Source organism: Streptomyces sp. Tu 3180 (genome assembly GCF_009852415.1).
Taxonomy (GTDB): Bacteria; Actinomycetota; Actinomycetes; order Streptomycetales; family Streptomycetaceae; genus Streptomyces.
In genome coordinates this window covers 2,770,008-2,791,744 of record NZ_WOXS01000002.1, presented here as the reverse complement: position 1 = coordinate 2,791,744, position 21,737 = coordinate 2,770,008, and the positions used below count along the sequence as shown (strand labels likewise).

Genomic DNA, 21,737 nt, shown 5'->3' with positions numbered 1-21,737 from the left:
ACCGCCGACGTCCCGTGTGTCAGCGGCTGCCTTTACTGTCGGTACATGGAAGGCACCGCATCCGACACCCCCCTGAGCCCGCCGCCGTACGAGAACCACGTCCCGCCCGCCGGATACGACCCCTCCGCCGTCGAGCGCTGGGCCGTCGAGCCCGACAAGCGCCCCGGCCGCACCGCCTTCCAGCGCGACCGCGCCCGCGTCCTGCACTCCGCCGCCCTGCGCCGTCTCGCGGGGAAGACGCAGGTCGTCACCCCGGGGGAGCTCGGTCAGGTGTGGGACGCCAGCCCCCGCACCCGCCTCACCCACTCCCTCGAGTGCGCCCAGGTCGGCCGGGAGCTCGGCGCCGCCCTCGGCTGCGACCCCGACCTGGTGGAGGCCGCCTGCCTCTCCCACGACCTGGGCCACCCGCCCTTCGGGCACAACGGCGAACAGGCGCTGAACGAGTTCGCCGAGGACTGCGGCGGTTTCGAGGGCAACGCCCAGTCGCTCCGCCTCCTCACCCGCATCGAGCCCAAGCGGTTCGTCACCGACCCGCGGACCGGCGACCTCGCCAGCGTCGGACTCAACCTCACCCGCGCGGCCCTCGACGCCGCCACCAAGTACCCCTGGCCCCGCGGCGCCCACCCCACCGACCCGGCCTCCCCGAAGTTCGGCGTCTACGAGGACGACCGCCCCGTCTTCGACTGGGTCCGCAAGGACGCCCCCTCCACCCGCACCTGCTTCGAGGCCCAGGTCATGGACTGGGCCGACGACGTGGCGTACTCCGTGCACGACGTGGAGGACGGCCTGCACGCCGGCCACATCGACCCCAACCTCCTGCACGCCGACCCCGAACGGGAGGCCGTCTTCGCCGTCGCCGTCGGCCGGTACGTCCCCGCGGACACCGACCCGGCCGAACTGGCCGAGGCCCTCGACCGCCTCCTCGCCCAGGAGTGGTGGCCGCACGGCTACGACGGCACCGCCGTCGCCCAGGCCCGCCTGAAGGACGCCACCAGCCAGCTCATCGGCCGCTTCTGCCTGGCCGCCGAGGGCGCCACCCGGCAGGCGTGGGGGAGCGGCCGCCTCACCCGCTACGGTGCCGAGCTCGTCGTGCCGCGCAGCACCCGCATGGAGTGCGCCGTCCTCAAGGCGGTCGCCGACCGGTACGTGATGCAGCGCGCCGAGCAGGAGCGGCTCCGCGCCGACCAGCGGATCGTCGTCCTGGAGCTGGCCGAGGCGCTCACCGCCCGCGCCCCCGACGGGCTGGACCCGCAGTTCCGCACCCTGTTCGACCGGGCCCCGGACGACCGCGCCCGCAAGCGGGTGATCGTCGACCAGATCGCGTCGCTCACCGACGCCTCGGCCCGTTCGCTTCGCGCCCGTCTCACGGGGCAGGGATGAGACGGGACCGGTACGGCCGGGACCGGTGGGACACGGGTGACGCGAGCACGCCCGAAAGTGACCCTGCGTGGCCTGATCGGGTCACCACCCCTTCCCGCATCACGCTGCGTGCGGGACGCTCGCAGGTGGCGGCACAGTGACGAGGAGGCACCAAGTGGTCGACGCGGATCAGACATTCGTCATCGTCGGAGGCGGCCTGGCCGGCGCGAAGGCGGCCGAGACGCTGCGCACGGAGGGCTTCACCGGCCGCGTGATACTGATCTGCGACGAACGCGACCACCCGTACGAGCGGCCGCCCCTGTCCAAGGGCTACCTCCTCGGCAAGGACGAGCGCGACCGCGCCTTCGTGCACGAGCCCGCCTGGTACGCCCGCCACGACGTCGAGCTGCACCTCGGCCAGACCGTCGACGCCGTCGACCGCGCCGCCAAGACCGTCCGCTTCGGCGACGACGGCACCACCGTCCGCTACGACAAGCTGCTGCTGGCCACCGGCGCCGAACCCCGCCGCCTCGACATCCCGGGCACCGACCTGGCCGGCGTCCACCACCTGCGCCGCCTCGCCCACGCCGACCGCCTCAAGGGCGTCCTGGCCTCCCTCGGCCGCGAGAACGGCCACCTGGTGATCGCCGGGGCCGGCTGGATCGGCCTGGAGGTCGCGGCGGCGGCCCGCGAGTACGGCGCGGAGGTCACCGTCGTCCACCGCGGCCAGGCCCCGCTGCACTCGGTGCTCGGCCCCGAGCTCGGCCAGCTCTTCGCCGAGCTGCACCGCGAGCACGGCGTCCGCTTCCACTTCGGCGCCACGCTCACCGAGATCACCGGGCAGGACGGCATGGTCCTCGCGGCCCGCACCGACGACGGCGAGGAACACCCCGCGCACGCCGTCCTCGCCGCCGTCGGCGCCGCCCCGCGCACCTCCCTCGCCGAGGCGGCGGGCCTGGAGCTCGCCGACCGCGCGAGCGGCGGGGGCGTCCTCGTCGACGAGCGGCTGCGCACCTCCGACCCCGACATCCACGCGGCCGGCGACGTCGCCTCCTTCCCGCACGCCCTCTTCGGCACCCGGCTGCGCGTGGAGCACTGGGCCAACGCCCTCAACGGCGGTCCGGCGGCGGCCCGCGCGATGCTCGGCCGGGAGGTGACCTACGACCGGATGCCGTACTTCTTCACCGACCAGTACGACCTGGGCATGGAGTACTCCGGCTGGGCGCCCCCGGGCTCCTACGACCAGGTCGTGATCCGGGGCGACGCCGGCAAGCGCGAGTTCATCGCGTTCTGGGTGAGGGAGGGCCGGGTGCTGGCCGGGATGAACGTCAACGTGTGGGACGTCACGGACCCGATCCAGCGGCTGATCCGGTCCCGGACCCCGGTGGACACGGAGGCCCTGGCGGACCCGCACGTACCGCTCGGGAGCCTCGCCCCCTGAGCCCCCGGCCTGGCGTGCTTCCCGCGTCCCGGGAGTGTCCGACCGCCCCCGTGCCGTGATTCCCGGGGGGCGACCCCCGGACCCCCGGCCTGGCGTGCTTCCCGCGTCCCGGGAGTGTCCGACCGCCCCCGTAGAATTCACGCGTGGCTGGACGGATCAACGACGAGGACGTGAAGGCGGTACGGGACGCGGTCCCGATCGACGCCGTGGTGTCCGAGTACCTCCAGCTGCGGAACGCGGGCGGCGGCAACCTCAAGGGCCTGTGCCCCTTCCACGACGAGAAGTCGCCGTCCTTCCAGGTCAGCCCGAGCAAGGGACTCTTCCACTGCTTCGGCTGCCAGGAGGGCGGCGACACCATCACCTTCGTGATGAAGGTCGACCACCTCTCCTTCTCGGAGGCGGTCGAGCGCCTCGCCGCCCAGGCCGGCATCACCCTGCGCTACGAGGAGGGCGGGTACAACCCCGCCCACCAGCGCGGCGAGCGCATCCGCCTGGTCGAGGCCCACAAGATCGCCGCCGAGTGGTACGCGCAGCAGCTCGCGACCTCCCCCGAGGCCGAGACCGGCCGGGTCTTCCTCGCCGAGCGCGGCTTCGACCAGGCCGCCGCCGTCCACTTCGGCGTCGGCTACAGCCCCCAGGGCTGGGACCACCTCACCCGCTACCTGCGCGGCAAGGGCTTCAGCGACAAGGAGCTGATCCTCTCCGGCCTCTCCCAGGAGGGCCGCCGCGGCCCCATCGACCGCTTCCGCGGCCGGCTGATGTGGCCCGTCCGCGACATCGGCGGAGACGTCGTCGGCTTCGGCGCCCGCAAGCTCTACGAGGCCGACAACGGCCCGAAGTACCTCAACACCCCCGAGACCGCGATCTACAAGAAGTCCCAGGTCCTCTACGGCATCGACCTGGCGAAGAAGGACATCGCCAAGTCGTCCCGCGCGGTCGTCGTCGAGGGCTACACCGACGTCATGGCCTGCCACCTCGCCGGCGTGACGACCGCGATCGCCACCTGCGGCACCGCGTTCGGCGGCGACCACATCAAGATCCTGCGCCGGCTGCTCATGGACAACGGCAGCGCCCGTGTGATCTTCACCTTCGACGGCGACGCGGCCGGCCAGAAGGCGGCCCTGCGCGCCTTCGAGGACGACCAGAAGTTCGCCGCCGAGACCTACATCGCCATCGCCCCCGACGGCATGGACCCCTGCGACCTGCGCCTGGCCAAGGGCGACGAGGCCGTCGCCGACCTGGTCGAACCCCGCACCCCGCTCTTCGAGTTCGCCCTCCGCCAGATCGTGGGCCGCTACGACCTGGACACCCCGGCCGGCCGCGCCGCCGCCCTCGACGAGGCCGCGCCCGTCGTCGCCCGCATCAAGAACAGCGGCGCCCAGCACGAGGTCGCCGTCCAGCTCGCCGGCATGCTCGGCATCCTCGACACCCAGTTCGTCGTCAAGCGGGTCGCGCAACTGGCCCGCTGGGCCCGCGAACGCGGCGGCAAGGGCCCCGCCCCCGACCGGCAGCAGCACGGCGGCGGCCCGCAGCAGTACGCCGCCGGACCCGGCCGGGCCGCCCCGCGCGGCCCCGCCCTCAACCTCCGCAACCCGGTCTTCGCCACCGAACGCGAACTGCTCAAGCTCGCCCTCCAGCGCCCGGAACTGGTCTCCCCGGCCTTCGACGCGTACGGCGTCGACGAGTTCACCGCCCCGCCCTACGCGGCCGTGCGCCAGGCGATCCTGGAGGCCGGCGGCGCGGAGTACGGCGTCCAGGACCCGCAGGAGTACCTGATCCGGGTCCGCGACGCCGCCCCCGACGACACCGTGCGCGCCATGGTCACCGAGCTCGCCGTCGAGGCGATCATGCTGCACCGGGGCGTCAAGGAGGTCGACGAGACCTACGCGGGCGCCCAGCTGGTCACCGTCCGCCGCCGCGCCGTCGAGCGCCGCATCCGCGACATCACCAGCCGCCTCACCCGCCTCGGCACCCACGGGGACCCGGCCGAACTGGCCTCCGTGCAGAACGAGCTGTGGGTCCTCCAGCAGTACGACCAGGCGCTGCGCGAGCACGGCGCGGCGGCGCTGTAGGGGACGCGCCGGGAGGACCGGACCGGGGGCGCGCCCGGCGTCCGGGTTTCCGCGCGGCATATCCGCCCGGTCACGGACCGGATGCAAAAAGTCATCGCACGCCCCTCGTGGGGACGATGTGTCGTACCCCACACTGGGGTGCGGTGCCTGAGTCCTCGGAGCGCGGCCGATCCGTCACCGACGGGTCCCGGACATCCGCGGTTCCGCCCATCGCGTACGGGACGGACAGCGGCGAGGCCGCCGACTCCGCCCCCGAAGTACCGCTGCCGCCCCTCCCGGCGGCAGCGATCATCCTGGAGGTCGCCCCCGTGCAGACCCAGACCCTCACCCAGACCGACACGCGCACGGTCGGCACGCATCCGGCCCCGGACGTGCTCGTGGCGATGCCCGCGCGGAGCCGTGTCGTGCACCACCCCGAGACCGGGACGGACCCCGTGATCCCGTCCGAGCCGCCCGAGCCGGCCGAACCGCCCGTGGACGCGCCGGAGTCGGCCGAGCCCGTCGAGGCACCGCCCCTGCGCCCCGAGACCGGCGGCCCCTCCTCGGACCTGTTCCGCCAGTACCTGCGGGAGATCGGCCGCATCCCGCTGCTCACCGCGGCCGAGGAGGTCGAGCTCGCCCGCCGCGTGGAGGCCGGGCTGTTCGCCGAGGAGAAGCTGCGGCTCACGCCCGACCTGGACAGCCGGCTCGCCCACGACCTGGACCGGCTCGTGGTCATGGGCCGGATGGCCAAGCGCCGCCTGATCGAGGCGAACCTGCGGCTCGTCGTGTCCGTCGCCAAGCGGTACGTGGGCCGCGGGCTGACCATGCTCGACCTGGTGCAGGAGGGCAACCTCGGCCTGATCCGGGCGGTGGAGAAGTTCGACTACGCCCGCGGCTACAAGTTCTCCACCTACGCCACCTGGTGGATCCGCCAGGCCATGTCCCGGGCGCTCGCCGACCAGGCCCGCACCATCCGCGTCCCCGTCCACGTGGTCGAACTCATCAACCGCGTCGTCCGCGTCCAGCGCCGCATGCTCCAGGAACGCGGCTGCGAACCGACCGCCGCCGAGGTCGCCGCCCACCTCGACCTGCCTCCCGAGCGGGTCGGCGAGGTGCTGCGGCTCGCCCAGGAGCCGGTCTCCCTGCACGCCCCGGTGGGCGAGGAGGACGACGTGGCCCTCGGCGACCTCATCGAGGACGGCGACGCCGCGAGCCCGGTCGAGTCGGCCGCGTTCCTGCTGCTGCGGGAGCACCTGGAGGCGGTCCTGTCGACGCTGGGGGAGCGGGAGCGCAAGGTCGTCCAGCTGCGCTACGGACTCGTCGACGGCCGGCCGCGCACCCTGGAGGAGATAGGGCGCCTCTTCGGCGTGACCCGCGAGCGGATACGGCAGATCGAGTCCAAGACCCTCAACAAGCTGAGGGACCACGCCTTCGCCGACCAGCTGCGCGGCTACCTCGACTGACGGGGGTGGGCCGCCCGGTACGAGCGGCCCACCACGACCGGGTCAGTCGACCTCGGTCACCGCCTGCGCGAACTGCGCCTCGTACAGCCGCGCGTAGGCCCCGTCGGCCGCCAACAGCTCCTCGTGCGTGCCCTGTTCGACGATCGACCCGTTCTCCATCACCAGGATCGTGTCCGCGTCCCGGATCGTCGACAGCCGGTGCGCGATCACGAACGACGTCCGCCCGTGCGCCAGCCTCGCCATCGCCTTCTGGATCAGCACCTCGGTCCGGGTGTCCACGGAGCTCGTCGCCTCGTCCAGCACCAGGATCACCGGGTCGGACAGGAACGCCCGCGCGATGGTGACGAGCTGCTTCTCGCCGGCGCTGACCCCGCTGCCCTCGTCGTCGATCACCGTGTCGTAGCCGTCGGGCAGGGTGCGGATGAACCGGTCGGCGTGGGCCGCCCGGGCCGCCTCCTCGATCTCCTTCCGGGTGACCTCGCGGGCGGCGCCGTAGGCGATGTTCTCCGCGATGGTGCCGCCGAACAGCCAGGTGTCCTGGAGCACCATGCCGATCCCGGCGCGCAGTTCGTCCCGCGACATCCGCGCGATGTCCACGCCGTCGAGGGTGATGCGCCCGCCGGAGACCTCGTAGAACCGCATCAGCAGGTTCACCAGGGTGGTCTTGCCGGCGCCGGTCGGGCCGACGATGGCCACCGTGTGGCCCGGCTCGGCCTTCAGCGTCAGGTCCTCGATCAGCGGCTTGTCGGGGTCGTAGCGGAACGACACCTGCTCCAGCGCCACCCGCCCGCGCAACTCGGCCGGTTTCTCGGCCGGTTCGGGGTCGGCCCGCTGCTCGTCGGCGTCCAGCAGTTCGAAGACCCGCTCGGCGGACGCGACGCCCGACTGCACCAGGTTCGCCATCGAGGCGACCTGCGTCAGCGGCATCGAGAACTGCCGCGAGTACTGGATGAAGGCCTGGACGTCACCGATGGACAGCGAGCCCGACGCGACCCGCAGGCCCCCGACGACCGCGACCAGCACGTAGTTGATGTTCGACACGAAGAGCATCAGCGGCTGCATGACGCCGCTGTTGAACTGCGCCCGGAACCCGGCCTCGTACAGCGCCTCGTTCTCCTCGGCGAACCGCTCCGCCGACTCCTCCTGCCGTCCGAACACCTTCACCAGGGTGTGCCCGGTGTACATCTCCTCGATGTGCGCGTTGAGCCGGCCGGTGGTGCGCCACTGCTGCACGAAGTGCGGCTGCGACCGCTTGCCCACGCGCGTGGCGACCACGAACGACAGCGGCACGGTCACCAGCGCGACCAGCGCGAGGATCCAGGAGACGTAGAACATCATCGCCAGCACGGCGACGATGGTGAGCAGCGAGTTGATCAGCTGGCCCATCGACTGCTGGAGCGTCTGGCCGATGTTGTCGATGTCGTTGGTGGCCCGGCTGAGCACCTCGCCGCGCTGCCGCTTGTCGAAGTACGACAGCGGCAGCCGCGACAGCTTCGTCTGCACGTCCTCGCGCATCCGGTACATGGTGCGGTTCACGGCCCGGTTCACCAGCCGGGTGGCCACCGCCATCAGCAGGCCGGCGGCCGCGAACACCGCCAGCGCCAGCAGCAGGACGTCCCCCACGGCCGTGAAGTCGATGCCCTCGCCGGGGGTGAAGTCGGTGCTGCGGAGCATGTCGGCGACCTCGCCGTCGCCGCGCTCGCGCATCGCGTCGAGCACCTGCTCCTTGGAGGCGCCCTCGGGCATCTCGCGTCCGACGATGCCCGCGAAGACCAGGTCGGTCGCGTGGCCGAGGATCTTCGGCCCGATCACGTTGAGCCCCACGCTCAGCACCACGCAGGCCAGCAGCCCGTAGATCGTCAGGCGTTCCGGCGCGAACCGGGCGACGAGCCGTCCGCCCGACCCCTTGAAGTCCATCGTGCGCTGATCGGGGCCGCCCCCGGCCATCATCCGCGCTGCAGGCCCCGCCATCAGGCAGCCTCCGCTTCCGTCAGCTGGGAGAGCACGATCTCCCGGTAGGTCTCGTTGTCCTCCATCAGCTCGTGGTGCCGGCCGGTGCCGACGACCCGGCCCTCGTCCAGCACCACGATCCGGTCGGCGTCCCGGATGGTCGCCACCCGCTGGGCGACGATCACCACGGTCGCCTCGGCGGTCTCCCGCGCGAGCGCCGCCCTGAGGGCCGCGTCGGTGGCGTAGTCGAGCGCGGAGAAGGAGTCGTCGAAGAGGTAGATCTCCGGGCGCTGCACCAGCGTCCGCGCGATCGCGAGGCGCTGGCGCTGACCGCCGGAGACGTTCGTCCCGCCTTGCGCGATCGGCGCGTCGAGCCCGCCCTCCAGCCGCTCCACGAACTCCTTGGCCTGCGCCACCTCCAGCGCGTGCCACAGCTCCTCGTCGGTGGCGTCCGGATCGCCGTACCGCAGGTTGGTCGCCACCGTCCCCGCGAACAGGTACGGTTTCTGCGGCACCAGCCCGACCGTCCGCGCCAGCAGCGCCGGGTCGACGTCCGCCACCGGCACGCCGTCCACCAGCACCTCGCCCTCGGTCGCGTCGAACAGCCGGGGGACCAGCCCGAGCAGCGTGGACTTGCCGCTGCCGGTCGAACCGATCACGGCGGTGACCTCGCCCGGCCGCGCCACCAGGTCGACGGCCCTCAGCACCGGCTCCTCGGCACCCGGGTAGCCGAAGCCCGCGCCCCGCATCTCCAGGTGACCGTGCCGGCGCAGCTCGGTGACGGGCGCGGCGGGCGGCACCACGCTGGAGGAGGTGTCCAGCACCTCGTGGATGCGCTCGGCGCACACCTCGGCGCGCGGCACCATCATGAACATGAACGTGGCCATCATCACGGACATGACGATCAGCATCAGATAGGCGAGGAACGCGGTCAGGTCGCCGATCTGCATCCCGCCGCCGTCGATCCGGTGCGCGCCGAACCACACCACCGCGATCGACGACAGGTTCACCACCGTCATGACCACCGGGAACATCAGCGCGAGCAGATTGCCGGTGCGCAGCGACACCTCGGTCAGGTCGGCGTTGGCCTTCTCGAACCGCCGCTGCTCGTACGCGTCCCGCACGAACGCCCGGATCACCCGGTTGCCGGTGATCTGCTCGCGCAGCACCCGGTTCACCGTGTCGAGCCGCTCCTGCATGGCCCGGAACAGCGGGCGCAGCCGCCGCACGATCAGCGTCACGCAGATCCCCAGCACCGGCACCACCGCGACCAGCACCCCGGACAGCGGGACGTCCAGCCCGAGCGCCATCACGATGCCGCCCACACACATGATCGGCGCCGACACCATCAGGGTGAACGTCATCAGCACCAGCATCTGCACCTGCTGGACGTCGTTCGTCGTCCGGGTGATCAGCGAGGGCGCGCCGAAGTGGCCCACCTCACGCGCGGAGAACGACTGCACCCGGTCGAACACGGCGGCCCGCACGTCCCGCCCCAGCGCGGCGGCGGTCCGGGCGCCGTGGTACACGGCACCGACGTTGCACACGACCTGCGCCAGCGAGACGCCGATCATCAGGGCGCCGTAGGTCAGGATGTAGCCGGTGTCCCCCTGCACGACGCCGTCGTCGATGATGTCGGCGTTCAGCGTGGGCAGGTAGAGCGTGGCGCAGGTCTGCAGGAACTGCAGCAGCACCAGCAGGGTGATGGGTCTGGTGTAGGGCCTGAGATGGGCACGCAGAAGTCGTATGAGCACGCTGCTTCTCTCGGAGTGGTCGGCGGGGGCGCTTGGTTGCCCGTGGCCCCCATCGTCGGACACTCCACCCGCGTTACCTCAACCGAATTAACCCATCGGGCCGTGCTGCACCCGGAAGGCCCCCGGATGGGTCTGCTCGCGCACCGACACGAACTGCTGGCGCACCGCCTGGCCCACCGCCAGCTCCTCGCCCGGATCCAGCACCTGCGCCACCGCGCCCTGCCAGACCGGCGGGATGCGCGGGTCCAGGGTGCCCTGGGACACGCCGAGCGCCCAGGCCGCCTGCCGGGCCGCGCCGATCGCGCCGTAGTCCGCGGGCTGCGGCACCATCACCTGCGCGCCGAACAGCGACGGCGCCGCCGCCTGCACGGCGGGCAGCTCCGCGGCCGGCCCCAGCAGGAACACCCGCCGCACCTCCACGCCCCGGCCGCGCAGCACGTCCAGCGCGTCCGCCAGACCACACAGCATCCCCTCGAACGCGGCCCGCGCCAGGTGCTCCGGCTTCATCGACTCGCGCCTGAGCCCCGCCAGCGTCCCGGCGGTGTGCGGCAGGTTCGGTGTCCGCTCACCCTCCAGGTACGGCAGCAGCACCAGGCCGTGCGCCCCCGGCGTCGACTTCATCGCCAGGTCGGACAGGCTCTCCAGATCGGGCAGTCCGAGCAGTTCCGCCGTGCCGCGCAGGGTCCGCACGGCGTTCAGCGTGGTGACGACGGGAAGGTGCATGCCGGTCGCGTCGGCGAGGGCGGTGATCATCCCGCTCTGGTCGTACAGCGCCTCGGGGTGCACGGCCATCACCGAACCGGACGCCCCCAGGGACACCACCGCGTCGCCCAGCCCTATCCCCAGCCCGAAGGCCGCCGCCATCGTCTCGCCGGTCCCGGCGGAGATCAGCAGCCCCTCCGGCGTCGTCCCGGCCGCGTCCGCCGGGCCGATCACCTCGGGCAGGATCGCCTGGTGACCGAGCGCCAGCTCGACCAGGTCGGGACGGTAGCCGCCGGTGGCCGCCGCCCAGTAGCCGGTGCCGGAGGCGCCGCCCCGGTCGGTGGTCCGGCGCACCGGCCGGCCCAGCAGCTGCCACACCAGCCAGTCGTGCGCCTGCAGCAGCACCGCCGTGCGCGCGGCGTTCTCCGGTTCGGTACGGGCCATCCAGCGCAGCTTGGTCACCGGCTGTCCGGCCTGCGGCACGCACCCCACCGCCTGCGCCCACGCCTCGCGCCCGCCGAGCGCGTCGACCAGATCGGCCGCCGCGACCTGCGCCCGCTTGTCGCCGCCGACCAGGGCGGGCCGCACGGTGTTGCCCTGCGCGTCCAGCGGCACCAGCGCGTTCTGCTGCGCGGAGACCCCGATGGCCTGCACGCCCTCCAGCAGTCCGCCGCCCGCCGCCTCGCCCAGCGACAGCAGCCAGGCCTGCGGGTCGACGTCGGAGGGACGGCCTCCGCCCGCGGGGCTCTCCACCGGGTGCGGCGCATATCCCTGCCTGAGCACGGCCCCGGTGTCCGTGTCGCAGACGACGATGCGAGTGAAATCGGGCGCACTGTCCAACCCGGCGACTATCCCCATGCCCGAAATTCTGCCGCACCGCCGCACCTGTTCGGGCCGTGGGCGCGCCGTGCCCGTGTCGGGTGCGGCCGGGCGCGCCCACGCGGCGGAGCCGTACGTCCGCGTCGCCCCGTGCCCCGGGCGGGTGCGGCGACCGGTGCGGGGGCGTGGCCGTCAGGTGTTGCTCGTGCCCCAGTCGTCCTCACCGGCGCCGTGCGCCGTGCGCTCGCGCAGGGTGCGCACCCGGTGGGCCACCGAGTCGGGCATCCGGTCCCCGACCTTGTCGCTCACCACGTGGTACGCCTTGCCCGCGAATTCGCGGCCCTGCTGCGCCGCGGTCTCCGCGGTGTTGCGCACGGCCGGGTTCTGCGTGAACTGCCGAGCGGACTTCTTCAACTGCTCGTACCGTTCGCGTCCGGCCCTCGTGCCCAGCACGTAACCCAGGACGACTCCGGCGACGAACGTGAGCCGGTAACGCATGGCGGCCACCCTTCCCTCTGCTCAGGTCTGCGTAGGTCTCCGGCGCGACGACACCGCCGGGGAGTACTGATTGGCGGAGCACCCCCCTGCTTGCGCTAATGTATGTGTCGCAGCGAGCGCGCGCCCCCTGGCGAATACCCGGGTAGGTGCGTTCGATGCAACGAGGCATTCCTCCGTAGCTCAATTGGCAGAGCAGCCGGCTGTTAACCGGCAGGTTACTGGTTCGAGTCCAGTCGGGGGAGCTCGGTCCTCCGTAGCTCAATTGGCAGAGCAGCCGGCTGTTAACCGGCAGGTTACTGGTTCGAGTCCAGTCGGGGGAGCAGGTTGAACGAGGACCCCCTTCGGGGTCCTTTTTCATGTCCGCCGGAACCGCGCGGGGCCGGGCGCGGTCTCCATGGTCACGAAGGCCGCGCGCAGCCGACCAGCCGAGGCAGGAGATCGTATGAGCGGCTATGCTGCGGCAGACGGCGCGCACACATGTACGCGACACGCCGCCATGGGGCGGTAGCTCAGCCGGTTAGAGCAGCGGACTCATAATCCGTCGGCCGTGGGTTCGAGTCCCACCCGCCCCACCACCCAGCCCCCGCCACGCGCGCGGACCGCGCCCGGCCCCCGGGCCCTCAGGTACCCGTGTCACCCTCGCCGGTCACGGTGGACTCCTCCGCGTCGTCGCGGTCTCCCTCCGCCTGGGAGGGGGTCGGACGCTGCTCGGCGCTCGCGGTGCGCTCCTCGTCGTCCCTGTCGCCCTCGGCCTGGGACGGAGTGTGGTGCTCGGTCATCGTGGGTGCCTCCTCGTCGCGGAACAGGTGACCGTCCGCCGCCGGGCGGTCGCGAGGACGCCCCGGCGGCACCCGGACCGAGTACCCCCGCGGGACCGGCGTCACCAGGCCGGATCCATGTCCGCCCGCCGGGTCCGCGCCCGCCCGCCGTCGCGCGCCGCTCACCGGCGGCACGAGGCCGGCCCCGGCGGTGATGGCGGTCACGGCGGTGATGGCGGTCACGGCGGCGGCGGGGACGGTGGCGGCGGTGACGGCGGATCAGTTCGCGCGGGGACCGCGGTCCTTCGGCCCGGTGCTCAGGACCGCCGGCGCGCGAGAGCCCTGGCCAGGGCCGTGCGGACCTCCGGCGGCGGGGGAGTGCCCTCCGCCGCGGCGCAGGCCGTCAGGGACGCGGCGACCGTGCGGAGCTTGGTGTTGGACAGCTGGGATGCCTCCCGGAGGATGTCCCAGGCCTCGTCCGAGGTGCAGCCGTACATGGCCATCAGGATGCCGCGGGCCTGGTCGATGACCGGGCGGGAGGCGATCGCCTGCCGGAGCTGCTCGACCTCCGCCTGGAGCACGCGCAGCCGTTCCGCCCGCTCCAGGGCCACCACCGAGGCGGCCCGCACCGGCGCCTTCCCCGGGGCCGGGGAGCGCAGCGGGTCCGTGGTGTCGAGGCCGGCGAGTTCCAGGATGCGGCGCGGCTGGCCGTTCCAGCGGGTGGCCTTGACCGGTATCGACCTGCGGCGGCCGTGGTCGCGCAGGACCTCGAGGAACTCCAGACCGGCGGTGTCCATGAAGTGCACACCGCTCATGTCCAGCTCCACCCGCGCCGTGTCGGCGGGCAGCCGGGCCAGCTTCTCGGTGAGGACGTCCGCGCACCCGTGGACGAGTTCGCCGCGTGGCGTGAGCAGTGCCCGGTCCCCGTCCATGCGCCCGCCGATGACCAAGGTGTTCGTCCTTCCCGGGAAGGGGAGTGGTGCCGCGGAGGTCATGTCACCGCCTTGTCGGGGCTCGGGGTGGTCGTCGGGCGTTCACGGGAGTGCGACTGCCGTCGGAACCGGGGCGGTAAGCTGCGCACGGTCCCGGCTGCGCTGTGGGTGCGCCTGCCCCGCCCGCGACGTGCTACACACCGGGCCGGGGAATGACCGGGAACCGACGGGGTACCTGCTGGTCCGGAATGCGGGGGAGACGGTATTGGGTACTTGGCCTCGGGCGTCGCACGGACCCGGCACTCCGGTGCCGTCCCTGACGGTGCACCCGCTGGACGGGTGCCGTGGTGTCCGCGCGGCCGGAGAGGTCGGCCTGGCCACGCACACGATCTGGGAACGCGCACTGGAGCAGGCGGTGCGTGAGGGTGAGGGCTTGTACTACCTGGAGTTGTCCGAGGTGACGTTCGTCGACGTCGCGGGTGCCGGCGCCCTCGCGGCCGCCGCCCAGCGGCTCGGGGACGGCCGGCGGTTCGTGGTGCGTCGTCCGCCGCAGGCCCTGCGACGGGTGCTGGAGATCTTCTGGCCCGACCTTTCGACGATCGAGGTGTCGATGTCATGAGTGCCGTGGCCGAACACGCAGGAACCACCCCGGACCCCTTCGTCCACCCCGCCCTCTTCTACCGGGACGAGCGGGAGTACCTGGAGGGGACCGTCCCGTTCGTCCGCGCGGGACTGGCGGCGGGCGAGCCCGTGGCGGTCGCCGTGCCCGGCGACCGGCTGCGGCTGATCCGGGACGCGCTCGGCGACGACGCGAAGACCGTCCGGCTCCTGGACATGCGGGAGGCCGGGCGCAACCCCGGCCGGATCATCCCCGGCGTGCTGCGCTCCTTCGCGGACGCCCAGCCGGCCGGGCGACGGGTGCGGATCATCGGCGAACCGATCTGGGCCGGCCGCTCCGCGTCCGAGTACCCCGCCTGCGCCCAGCACGAGGCACTGATCAACGCCGCCTTCCGGGGCCGCACGGTGACCATCCTGTGCCCCTACGACGCCGTGCGCCTGCCCGAAACGGTCCTCGCCGACGCCCACGCCACGCACCCCGTCGTCATCCCGGCCGGCTCCGGTCCGGCGCAGGACAGCGCGGCCTACGCGCCCGACGCCGTCGTCGCCCGCTACAACGAGCCGCTGCCGCTCGTGCCGGACGCGCCGGCCTTCTCCTTCACCGCCGAGTCGCTGACCCAGGCCCGGCACCTGGCCTCCGAGGAGGGACGGCGGCTCGGTCTCACGGGCGTCGCCCTGGAGGACCTGGCCCTCGCCACGGCCGAGCTGACCACGAACAGCGTGGTGCACGGCGGCGGTTCGGGAGTGCTGCGGGTCTGGGGCGAGGACCGCCACGTGGTGTGCGAGGTGCGCGACCGGGGACGGCTCACCGATCCGCTCGCCGGACGCCGGCCCCCGACCCGCGACCGGCCCGGCGGGCGCGGACTGCTGCTGGTCAACCTGATCGCCGACCTGGTGCGGACGCACACCGGCGACGAGGGCACCACGGTGCGGTGCTGGTTCGCCCGGTGACCGCTCCCCGGCCGGCGGGTCCTCGTCCGACGGGCCTTCGCCCGACGGACTCCGGCGGAGCCCCGCCGGACACCCCCTAGGTCCCCAGCGGGTCCAGCACCATCGGGGCGATCCTGCCCTCCAGCATGGCGCCCAGACCCTGCACGGCGCACACGTCCGGCCGCTCGGCGATGTTCACGGGCATGCCCGTCGCCTGACGCAGCATCTGGTCCAGGCCCGGCAGCAGGGCGCTCCCGCCGACCATCATGATCCCGCGGTCGGCGAGATCGGCGACCAGGTCGGGCGGGCACCCCCGCAGCACCTTGCCGATGCCGTCGAGGACGGCGGTGAGCGGGGTCTGGATGGCCTCCCGGACGGCAGCCGTGTCGACCGTCACGGAACGGGCCAGGCCGGTGGCGACGTCCCGTCCGTGGATCTCCGTCGACTCCGGACCCTCGGGGGTGAGCCCGTTGCCGGACAGCGCGAGCTGCAGCGGCCGTACGGACTGGCTCGGCAGCATCAGCTCGTGCCGGTGGCGCAGGTGCTGCACGATCGCGTGGTCCACGGCGTCACCGCCGACGGGGATGCGCTCCGCCGTCACGATCGCCCCCAGGGAGAGCACCGCCACCTGGGTGGCCGCCGCCCCGCACACCATGATCATGGCCGCCTCGGGGCGCTCCACGGGCAGGTCGCAGCCGACGGCGGCGGCGATCAGGGTGTCGACCAGTTCCACCCGGCGGGCGCCGAGACCGACCAGGGTCTCGATCGCGGCGCGCTGGGCGAGCGGATCGGCGTCGTGCGGGGTGCAGGCGGCGGCGCGCAGCAGGGGTTTGCGGCGCAGCATGCGGCGGGTCTTGTCGCCGAGCAGCTGCCGCAGCATGCGCTGTGCCATCTCGATGTCGACGACGGTGCCGCCGGAGACGGGCCGCACGACGCGGATGTAATCCGGGGTGCGTCCCGTCATCTTCTCCGCGAACTCGCCGACCGCGATCAGCGCACCGGTGCGGGTGTTCACGGCGGCGACGGACGGCTGGTCGACGACGAGACCGGCGCCCTTGACGTACACCCGGGTACGGGCCGCCCCGAGGTCGACGGCGAAGTGGCAGCGGCGCAACTGCTCCAGAGTGGCGGTCACGGCAGATCCTCCCGAGTGCGGACCCAGCGGCCCGCCGGGCGGCGGACCTCCTAGGCATCGTGCGCGGGAGCGGGGACGGGCGCCTTTCCTGGGGGTCCGGGCGAGGGGCCGCTGAATGGGGGGTGGGGCCGGGCGCCGCGCGGGCGGGACGGGGAGCGGACGGCCGCGTGCCCGTCCGGTTCCCGGCCGAGGGGGCCGACTCCACCGGGCGTTCGCGCGGGCGTGGAGCGCGTCGCGGCGTCAGGGGCGGCGCGGCGCGGGCGGCACCGGAGCCGGGAGGGCCGCGAGACGCGGGTCCCGCGCCACCGGACCGGACCGAGGGGGCCGGAGGGCGGGGAGCGGAGCCCGCGGGACGCCGGGCCCTCCGGCCCGGGTGCGCCGGGCGGCGCCGCTCATGACCGGCCGGCAGCCTCCCGGTCCGTCCCGGTCTCCCCGGCCGTCGCGGTCTCCCCGGCCGTCCCGGTCTCCCCGGCCGTCCCGGCCCGCTCCGGCGACCAGCTGAGCTTGACGACCAGGTGCCCCTCCGCCGAGCCCTTGGCGATGATCGCCCCGGCCTCCGCGGTCAGCTTCACCCCGAACTCCAGCTCCACCGCGTCCGGCTTGAGCGAGCCGTCCCGGAAGACCCGCAGCGCGGACGCGGCCGCCGCGCGCACGCCCTCCAGGGAGCCCTCGAAGGTGCGCGCCGCCTGGGCCGGGCCGTCGCCGCGCGAGACGAGCCGGGCGCCGGACCCGTCCCGGACGCCCTCCACGACGACCGTGGCGCCGTCCTCGGTCCTGAACCGCATCAACCCGTCCATCGTGCCGCGCTCCCCCGCTGTGCGTGTTCCCGGTGAACTCCTATGTTACGCAAGGTGCTTGGCCCGACACAGGGGCCGCGGGGGCCGGGCGCGCGAGCGGCGCCGCCTCCCCGGGCGGAGGACGGCGCCGGGACCGCTTCCGCCCCCGGGGTCAGACCGGCCGGCCGACGATGCCCCGGACCACCCCCAGGTCCACCAGGTCCTGCGGGCGGATGCGGAGCCGGTCGGCCGTGGTCTCCACCTCCGCCGGGGAGAGCTTGAGGATCGCCGCCGCGAGTTCCGGGGCGATCACCGAGAAGTAGCTGTCCGGAGCGGCCCAGGTGTTGCCGGGGGCCGCCAGGGCCAGCGCGCCGCCCGAACCGCCCTCGCCCACGACGAGCGTGGTGACCGGGGTGCGGGCGGCGGCCACCGCGCCGAACAGGTCGGCGATCGCCGCTCCCGCCCCCTGCCGTTCCGCCTCCGCGTCGTTGGCCGCGCCCGGCGTGTCCACCAGGGTCAGCACCGGGATGCCGAGCCGGTCCGCGAGCCGGACCAGCCGGGCGGCGGTGCGGTACCCGGCGGGGCGGGTCGCCGTCCCGGTCTGCGCCGCGTAGGCGACCGTGCGGCCCTCGTGCTCACCGAAGCCGCAGAGCATGCCGTCGGGGTCCGTACCGCCGCAGCGGTCGCCGCCGATCGCGACGCGGTGGGCGAAGTAGGCGTCCAGGTAGGCGGCGGCGCGCGGACGTCGCGGCGAGCGGGCGCGGCGGACGGCGTCCCAGCCGGTGGCCGGGAGGTCCGGTGCGCCCAGCGCCGCGGGCGGCGGGACCGGCGCGGCCGACGGGCGGGTCAGGAGCCGCAGCCACCGGCCCAGCGTCTCCCGCAGCGCCTCCGGCCGCACCACCGCGTCCGCCGCCCCCGCCGCCACCTGCGCCTCGGCCGTGTACGCCGCCGGGTCCGCGTCCGCCGGCCGCACCCGCGAGCCGGCGAAGCCGACCTGGGCCCCGGGCAGGGCGAGGACCACGTCGGCGCCCGCGCCCAGGGTGGCCCAGCCGCCGCCGGTCGTCGGATCCCTCAGCACCGCGATCCGCGGCAGTCCCGCCTCCCGGGTGAGCGCCGACGCGCGGGCCACGCGCTGGAGCTGGGTGAGGGCGAGCATGCCCTCCTGCATCCGGCTGCCGCCGGTGGCGACCAGCGCGACGACCGGCAGGCGGTGCTCGCGCGCATGGGCGTACGCCGCCTCCAGACGGTCGCCGGTGCGCACCCCGAGCGAGCCGCCGAGGAAGCCGAACTCGAACGAGACGAGCACCGTCCGGGTGCCCTCGACGCGGGCGGTGCCGCAGATCACGGACTCCTGCTCACCGGTGCGTTCGGCGGCGCGGGCGCGGGCGGCGTCGTAACCGGGCCAGGCCAGGGGGCCGTCCGGGACCGGCTCCCTCGACCGGTACGGGAGTTCGTCGAAGTCGTCGGCGACCAGGGCGAGGGCCTCGCGGGCGGAGGGGCGGTCAGCCATGGCGCAGCGCCCGCTTCATGATCTTGCCCATGTCGTTGCGGGGGAGGGAGTCGAGGTGGTGGACGACGCGCGGGCGCTTGTGCGGGGCGAGGCGGCGGGCCACGTGATCGGCCAGCTCCTCCGCCCCGGGCGGGGCGTGCGGGTCGGCCGGCACCACCCACGCCACGATCCGCTCGCCCAGGTCGGCGTCCGGTTCCCCGGTGACCGCGGCCTCCCGCACACCCGGATGCTCCAGCAGCGCGTTCTCGATCTCGCCCGCGCCGATCTTGTACCCCCCGCTCTTGATCAGGTCGGTGGCCTTGCGGCCGACGATCCGGACGTAGCCGTCGGGGTCGCGCACCGCCATGTCGCCGGTGCGGAACCAGCCGTCGGCGGTGAAGGCGGCGGCCGTGGCGTCCGGCCGGTTGAGGTACCCGGTGAACAGGTTCGGCCCGCGCACCTGGATCTCGCCGACGCTCTCGCCGTCGTACGCCGTCACCGCGGAGCCGTCCTCCTCCACCAGCCGCAGCTCCACGCCCGGCAGCGGCACGCCCACGGTGCCGGGGCGGGCCTCGCCGTCCGCGCGGACGCTGGTGTTCATCAGCGTCTCCGTCATGCCGTACCGCTCGATGACGCGGCGCCCGGTCGCGGCCGCGATCCGCTCGTGGTCGTGCACCGGCAGCGCGGCGGAGCCCGACACCAGCAGCCGCGCCCCGGCCAGCGCCTTGACCAGTTCCGGGTCGTCGGGCAGCGCCTCCGCGACGCGGTGGTACATCGTCGGGACGCCGAACAGCATGGTCGCGCCGTCGTTCAGCTCGCGCGCCACGCCCTCGGTGGTGAACCGGCCGAGGTGGCGCACGGATCCGCCGCGGCGCAGCGGGCCGAGCGTGCCGAGGACCAGGCCGTGCACGTGGAACAGCGGCAGCCCGTGCACCAGGACGTCGTCACCGGTCCACCGCCAGGCGTCGGCGAGCGCGTCCAGGGTCGCGGCGACCGCGCGGCGGGGGAGGACGGCGCCCTTGGGCGGGCCGGTGGTGCCGGAGGTGTAGACGATCAGGGCGGGGTCCCCGTCGTCCGCGCGGTCCTCGGGGAGCCCGCCCGGGGCCGCCCCGCCGTCCGGGCCGACGTCGAGACGCGGCACGTCCCGCAGCGGGAGCGGGAGTTCCCGGTCCGGCTCGGTGAGCACCAGCTCCGGGGCGCTGTCGGACAGGATGTGGCCGAGCTCCTTCTCGCCCGACCGGGGGTTGAGGGGCACGACGGCCACCCCGGCGAGCAGCGCCGCGGTGACCGCGACCGCGGTCTCCGCCGTCGGCGTGGCCCACACGGCGACCCGGCGCGCCCGCCCGAGCCCCCCGGCCACCGCGCCGGCCGCCGCGGCGAGTTCCCCGTACGTCAGTGAGCGCTCGCCGAACCGCAGGGCGGGCCGGTCGGCGGCCCGGCCGTCGGCCAGGGCCGGGAAGAGAGAGGACACGCGTCGTACTCCTTAGCTGTCGTCGGCTGTCGTCGCCGTTCGAGGGCCACCGGTGCCCGGGTCGTCCGGGGCCTCCGGTCGCCCGGTTGCTCCCGTCGCCCGGGACCTACCCCCAACCGGGCACGACCATCACCAGCCACGCCACCGCCGGGACCACCGCGACCACGATCCCTCCGTACGCCATCAACTGCCGGAAGAAACGTTCGCGGTCGACGTCCGGTGCCGCGGCCAGGACCAGCGCGCCGTTCGTCGAGAACGGGCTCACGTCCACGACCGTCGCCGACACCGCGAGCGCGGCCACCATGCCGACGGCCCCGATCTCGCCCTGGGCGAGGAACGGCACGGCCAGCGGGATGAGCGCGCCCATGATCCCGACGGAGGAGGCGAACGCCGAGACGATCGCGCCGATGTAGCAGAGCAGCACCGCGGCGAGCAGCGGGACGCCGATGCCGCCGACGCCCTCGCCGGCCCAGGTGATCGTGCCCATCTCGTCCAGCACCCCGACGTAGGTGAGCACACCGCAGATCAGCAGGACCGTGGGCCAGGCGATCTCGGAGACCGCCCTGCGGCTGTCGTCCGGCCAGGCGGTGCTCAGCACGACGGCCAGGGTGATCGCGGTCAGTCCCGCGTCCAGGTCGAAGCCGAGGACGGCGACGACGAGGGCGGCCAGGCAGACGAGGGTGGCGATGACGGGCGCGCTGAGCGGGACGCTCGCGGGTGCGTCGGGACGGGTCGCCACGGCGGTGGGGGCGGGAGCGGGGGCGGTACGGGTCCCGGCGCCGTCGTCCGGGCCCGTGCCGGAGCCGCCACCGCTCCCCGCGCCCTCCACGCCCTCCGCGCTCCCCGCGCCCTTCGTGCCGGCCCCGGCGTCGGTCACCGCCCCCCGCGTCCACAGCCTCAGCCCGCCGCACAGGACGAACACCACCCCGGCGATGACGAGGTTCACCAGCAGCGAGGCGAGGAACAGGGTGATCTCGCTGCCGGGGAGCTTCTCGCGCTCGACGATGCCGTTGACGATCGAGCCGTAGATGCTGATCGGCGAGAAGCCGCCGGCCTGGGCGCCGTGCACCACCATCGCGCCCATCAGCAGCGGGCTGATCCCGTACCGGGCGGCGAAGCTCAGCGCGATCGGCGCGACGATCGCGACGGCGGCCGGGCTGACCGCGCCGATCGCGGTGAGCGCGCCGGTGAGGGCGAACATCACCCAGGGGATCAGCGCGACCCGCCCCCGCACGAGCCGGACGGCGGCGTGCACCAGCCAGTCGGTGGTGCCGTTGGCGCGGGCGACGGCGAAGAGGTAGGTGACGCCGACCAGGACGACGAACAGGTCGCCGGGGAAGCCGGCGAAGACGCCGTCCGCGTCGAGGCCGGCGACGAGCGTGCCGACCCCGAAGGCGGCGGCGAAGGCCAGCGCGCCCATGTTGACGGAGCGGGTGGTGGCGATGACGAACACCACCGCCAGGACGAGGATCGAGATGAGTTCGGGGGACATGCGGGCTCCCGTCGTTGGGTCCCTGGCAGTGGCTGAGTGGCTGAACCACTTGTCGCGCGGTCGTGGTCCGTCCGGCTGGACAGCGTGGGCCCCGGG

Annotated in this window: 17 protein-coding genes and 3 tRNA genes; 9 read left to right on the top strand and 11 right to left on the bottom strand. The window is 73.9% G+C overall.

Annotated features, from left to right (window positions below):
• Positions 1-45 precede the first annotated feature (45 nt).
• The 4 genes from GL259_RS13540 to GL259_RS13525 all read left to right on the top strand — a co-directional run bounded on the left by GL259_RS13540 (position 46) and on the right by GL259_RS13525 (position 6,317).
• Complete coding sequence (locus GL259_RS13540; protein WP_159532492.1) at positions 46-1,380, top strand: deoxyguanosinetriphosphate triphosphohydrolase; 1,335 nt, start codon at positions 46-48, stop codon at positions 1,378-1,380.
• 154 nt (positions 1,381-1,534) lie between these two features.
• A complete protein-coding gene (locus tag GL259_RS13535) occupies positions 1,535-2,800 on the top strand; it encodes an FAD-dependent oxidoreductase (RefSeq protein ID WP_159532490.1) in 1,266 nt (421 codons plus the stop codon).
• A gap of 143 nt (positions 2,801-2,943) precedes the next feature.
• On the top strand, positions 2,944-4,872 hold the full coding sequence (gene dnaG, locus GL259_RS13530; protein ID WP_159532488.1) for a DNA primase: 1,929 nt from the start codon (positions 2,944-2,946) through the stop codon (positions 4,870-4,872).
• A gap of 143 nt (positions 4,873-5,015) precedes the next feature.
• Positions 5,016-6,317, top strand: a complete 1,302-nt coding sequence (locus tag GL259_RS13525) for an RNA polymerase sigma factor (protein ID WP_159532486.1) — start codon at positions 5,016-5,018, stop codon at positions 6,315-6,317.
• Positions 6,318-6,359: 42 nt separating this feature from the next.
• Here GL259_RS13525 and GL259_RS13520 read toward each other — a convergent pair whose 3' ends face one another.
• The 4 genes from GL259_RS13520 to GL259_RS13505 all read right to left on the bottom strand — a co-directional run bounded on the left by GL259_RS13520 (position 6,360) and on the right by GL259_RS13505 (position 12,040).
• Entirely contained in the window at positions 6,360-8,288 is a 1,929-nt protein-coding gene (locus GL259_RS13520; RefSeq protein WP_159532484.1) for an ABC transporter ATP-binding protein, read from the bottom strand.
• The gene (locus tag GL259_RS13515; protein WP_159532482.1) at positions 8,288-10,021 is read right to left on the bottom strand and encodes an ABC transporter ATP-binding protein; all 1,734 of its coding nucleotides are present in this window, start codon (positions 10,019-10,021) and stop codon (positions 8,288-8,290) included. The genes GL259_RS13520 and GL259_RS13515 overlap by 1 nt, the downstream gene beginning before the upstream one ends.
• Positions 10,022-10,108: 87 nt before the next feature.
• Complete coding sequence (locus GL259_RS13510; RefSeq protein ID WP_159532480.1) at positions 10,109-11,581, bottom strand: FGGY family carbohydrate kinase; 1,473 nt, start codon at positions 11,579-11,581, stop codon at positions 10,109-10,111.
• 153 nt (positions 11,582-11,734) lie between these two features.
• Entirely contained in the window at positions 11,735-12,040 is a 306-nt protein-coding gene (locus GL259_RS13505) for a YtxH domain-containing protein (RefSeq protein WP_159532478.1), read from the bottom strand.
• Between the two features lie 169 nt (positions 12,041-12,209).
• Here GL259_RS13505 and GL259_RS13500 point away from each other — a divergent pair.
• The 3 genes from GL259_RS13500 (at position 12,210) to GL259_RS13490 (ending at position 12,615) form a co-directional block, all read left to right on the top strand.
• Positions 12,210-12,282: transfer RNA gene (locus GL259_RS13500), tRNA-Asn, on the top strand.
• A 5-nt stretch (positions 12,283-12,287) separates the two neighbouring features.
• Positions 12,288-12,360 (top strand) — tRNA-Asn (locus GL259_RS13495).
• A 178-nt stretch (positions 12,361-12,538) separates the two neighbouring features.
• Positions 12,539-12,615 (top strand) — tRNA-Ile (locus tag GL259_RS13490).
• Positions 12,616-12,660: 45 nt separating this feature from the next.
• On the opposite strand, the gene GL259_RS13485 is transcribed toward GL259_RS13490, so the two are convergent.
• Positions 12,661-13,041, bottom strand: a complete 381-nt coding sequence (locus GL259_RS13485) for a hypothetical protein (RefSeq protein ID WP_159532476.1) — start codon at positions 13,039-13,041, stop codon at positions 12,661-12,663.
• Positions 13,042-13,115: 74 nt separating this feature from the next.
• The gene (locus GL259_RS13480; RefSeq protein ID WP_159532474.1) at positions 13,116-13,793 is read right to left on the bottom strand and encodes an ANTAR domain-containing protein; all 678 of its coding nucleotides are present in this window, start codon (positions 13,791-13,793) and stop codon (positions 13,116-13,118) included.
• A gap of 244 nt (positions 13,794-14,037) precedes the next feature.
• On the opposite strand from GL259_RS13480, the gene GL259_RS13475 reads away from it, so the two are divergent.
• Positions 14,038-14,349, top strand: a complete 312-nt coding sequence (locus tag GL259_RS13475; RefSeq protein WP_159532472.1) for an STAS domain-containing protein — start codon at positions 14,038-14,040, stop codon at positions 14,347-14,349.
• The gene (locus GL259_RS13470) at positions 14,346-15,299 is read left to right on the top strand and encodes an anti-sigma factor RsbA family regulatory protein (RefSeq protein ID WP_159532470.1); all 954 of its coding nucleotides are present in this window, start codon (positions 14,346-14,348) and stop codon (positions 15,297-15,299) included. Before GL259_RS13475 ends, GL259_RS13470 begins: the two co-directional genes overlap by 4 nt.
• Before the next feature lie 76 nt (positions 15,300-15,375).
• Here GL259_RS13470 and GL259_RS13465 read toward each other — a convergent pair whose 3' ends face one another.
• The 5 genes from GL259_RS13465 to GL259_RS13445 form a co-directional block, all read right to left on the bottom strand.
• The gene (locus GL259_RS13465) at positions 15,376-16,413 is read right to left on the bottom strand and encodes a rod shape-determining protein (RefSeq protein ID WP_159532468.1); all 1,038 of its coding nucleotides are present in this window, start codon (positions 16,411-16,413) and stop codon (positions 15,376-15,378) included.
• Positions 16,414-16,805: 392 nt separating this feature from the next.
• Positions 16,806-17,210: a CU044_2847 family protein gene (locus GL259_RS13460; RefSeq protein ID WP_159532466.1), complete on the bottom strand. Its 405-nt coding sequence runs from the start codon at positions 17,208-17,210 to the stop codon at positions 16,806-16,808.
• 151 nt (positions 17,211-17,361) lie between these two features.
• Positions 17,362-18,699, bottom strand: coding sequence for a carboxyl transferase domain-containing protein (locus GL259_RS13455; RefSeq protein WP_159532464.1), 1,338 nt, complete (start codon positions 18,697-18,699; stop codon positions 17,362-17,364).
• Positions 18,692-20,149, bottom strand: coding sequence for an acyl-CoA synthetase (locus GL259_RS13450; RefSeq protein ID WP_159532462.1), 1,458 nt, complete (start codon positions 20,147-20,149; stop codon positions 18,692-18,694). The genes GL259_RS13455 and GL259_RS13450 overlap by 8 nt, the downstream gene beginning before the upstream one ends.
• Before the next feature lie 106 nt (positions 20,150-20,255).
• Positions 20,256-21,641 (bottom strand): SLC13 family permease, encoded by a 1,386-nt coding sequence (locus tag GL259_RS13445; RefSeq protein ID WP_159532460.1) that lies wholly within the window; start codon positions 21,639-21,641, stop codon positions 20,256-20,258.
• Between the last annotated feature and the right edge of the window lie 96 nt (positions 21,642-21,737).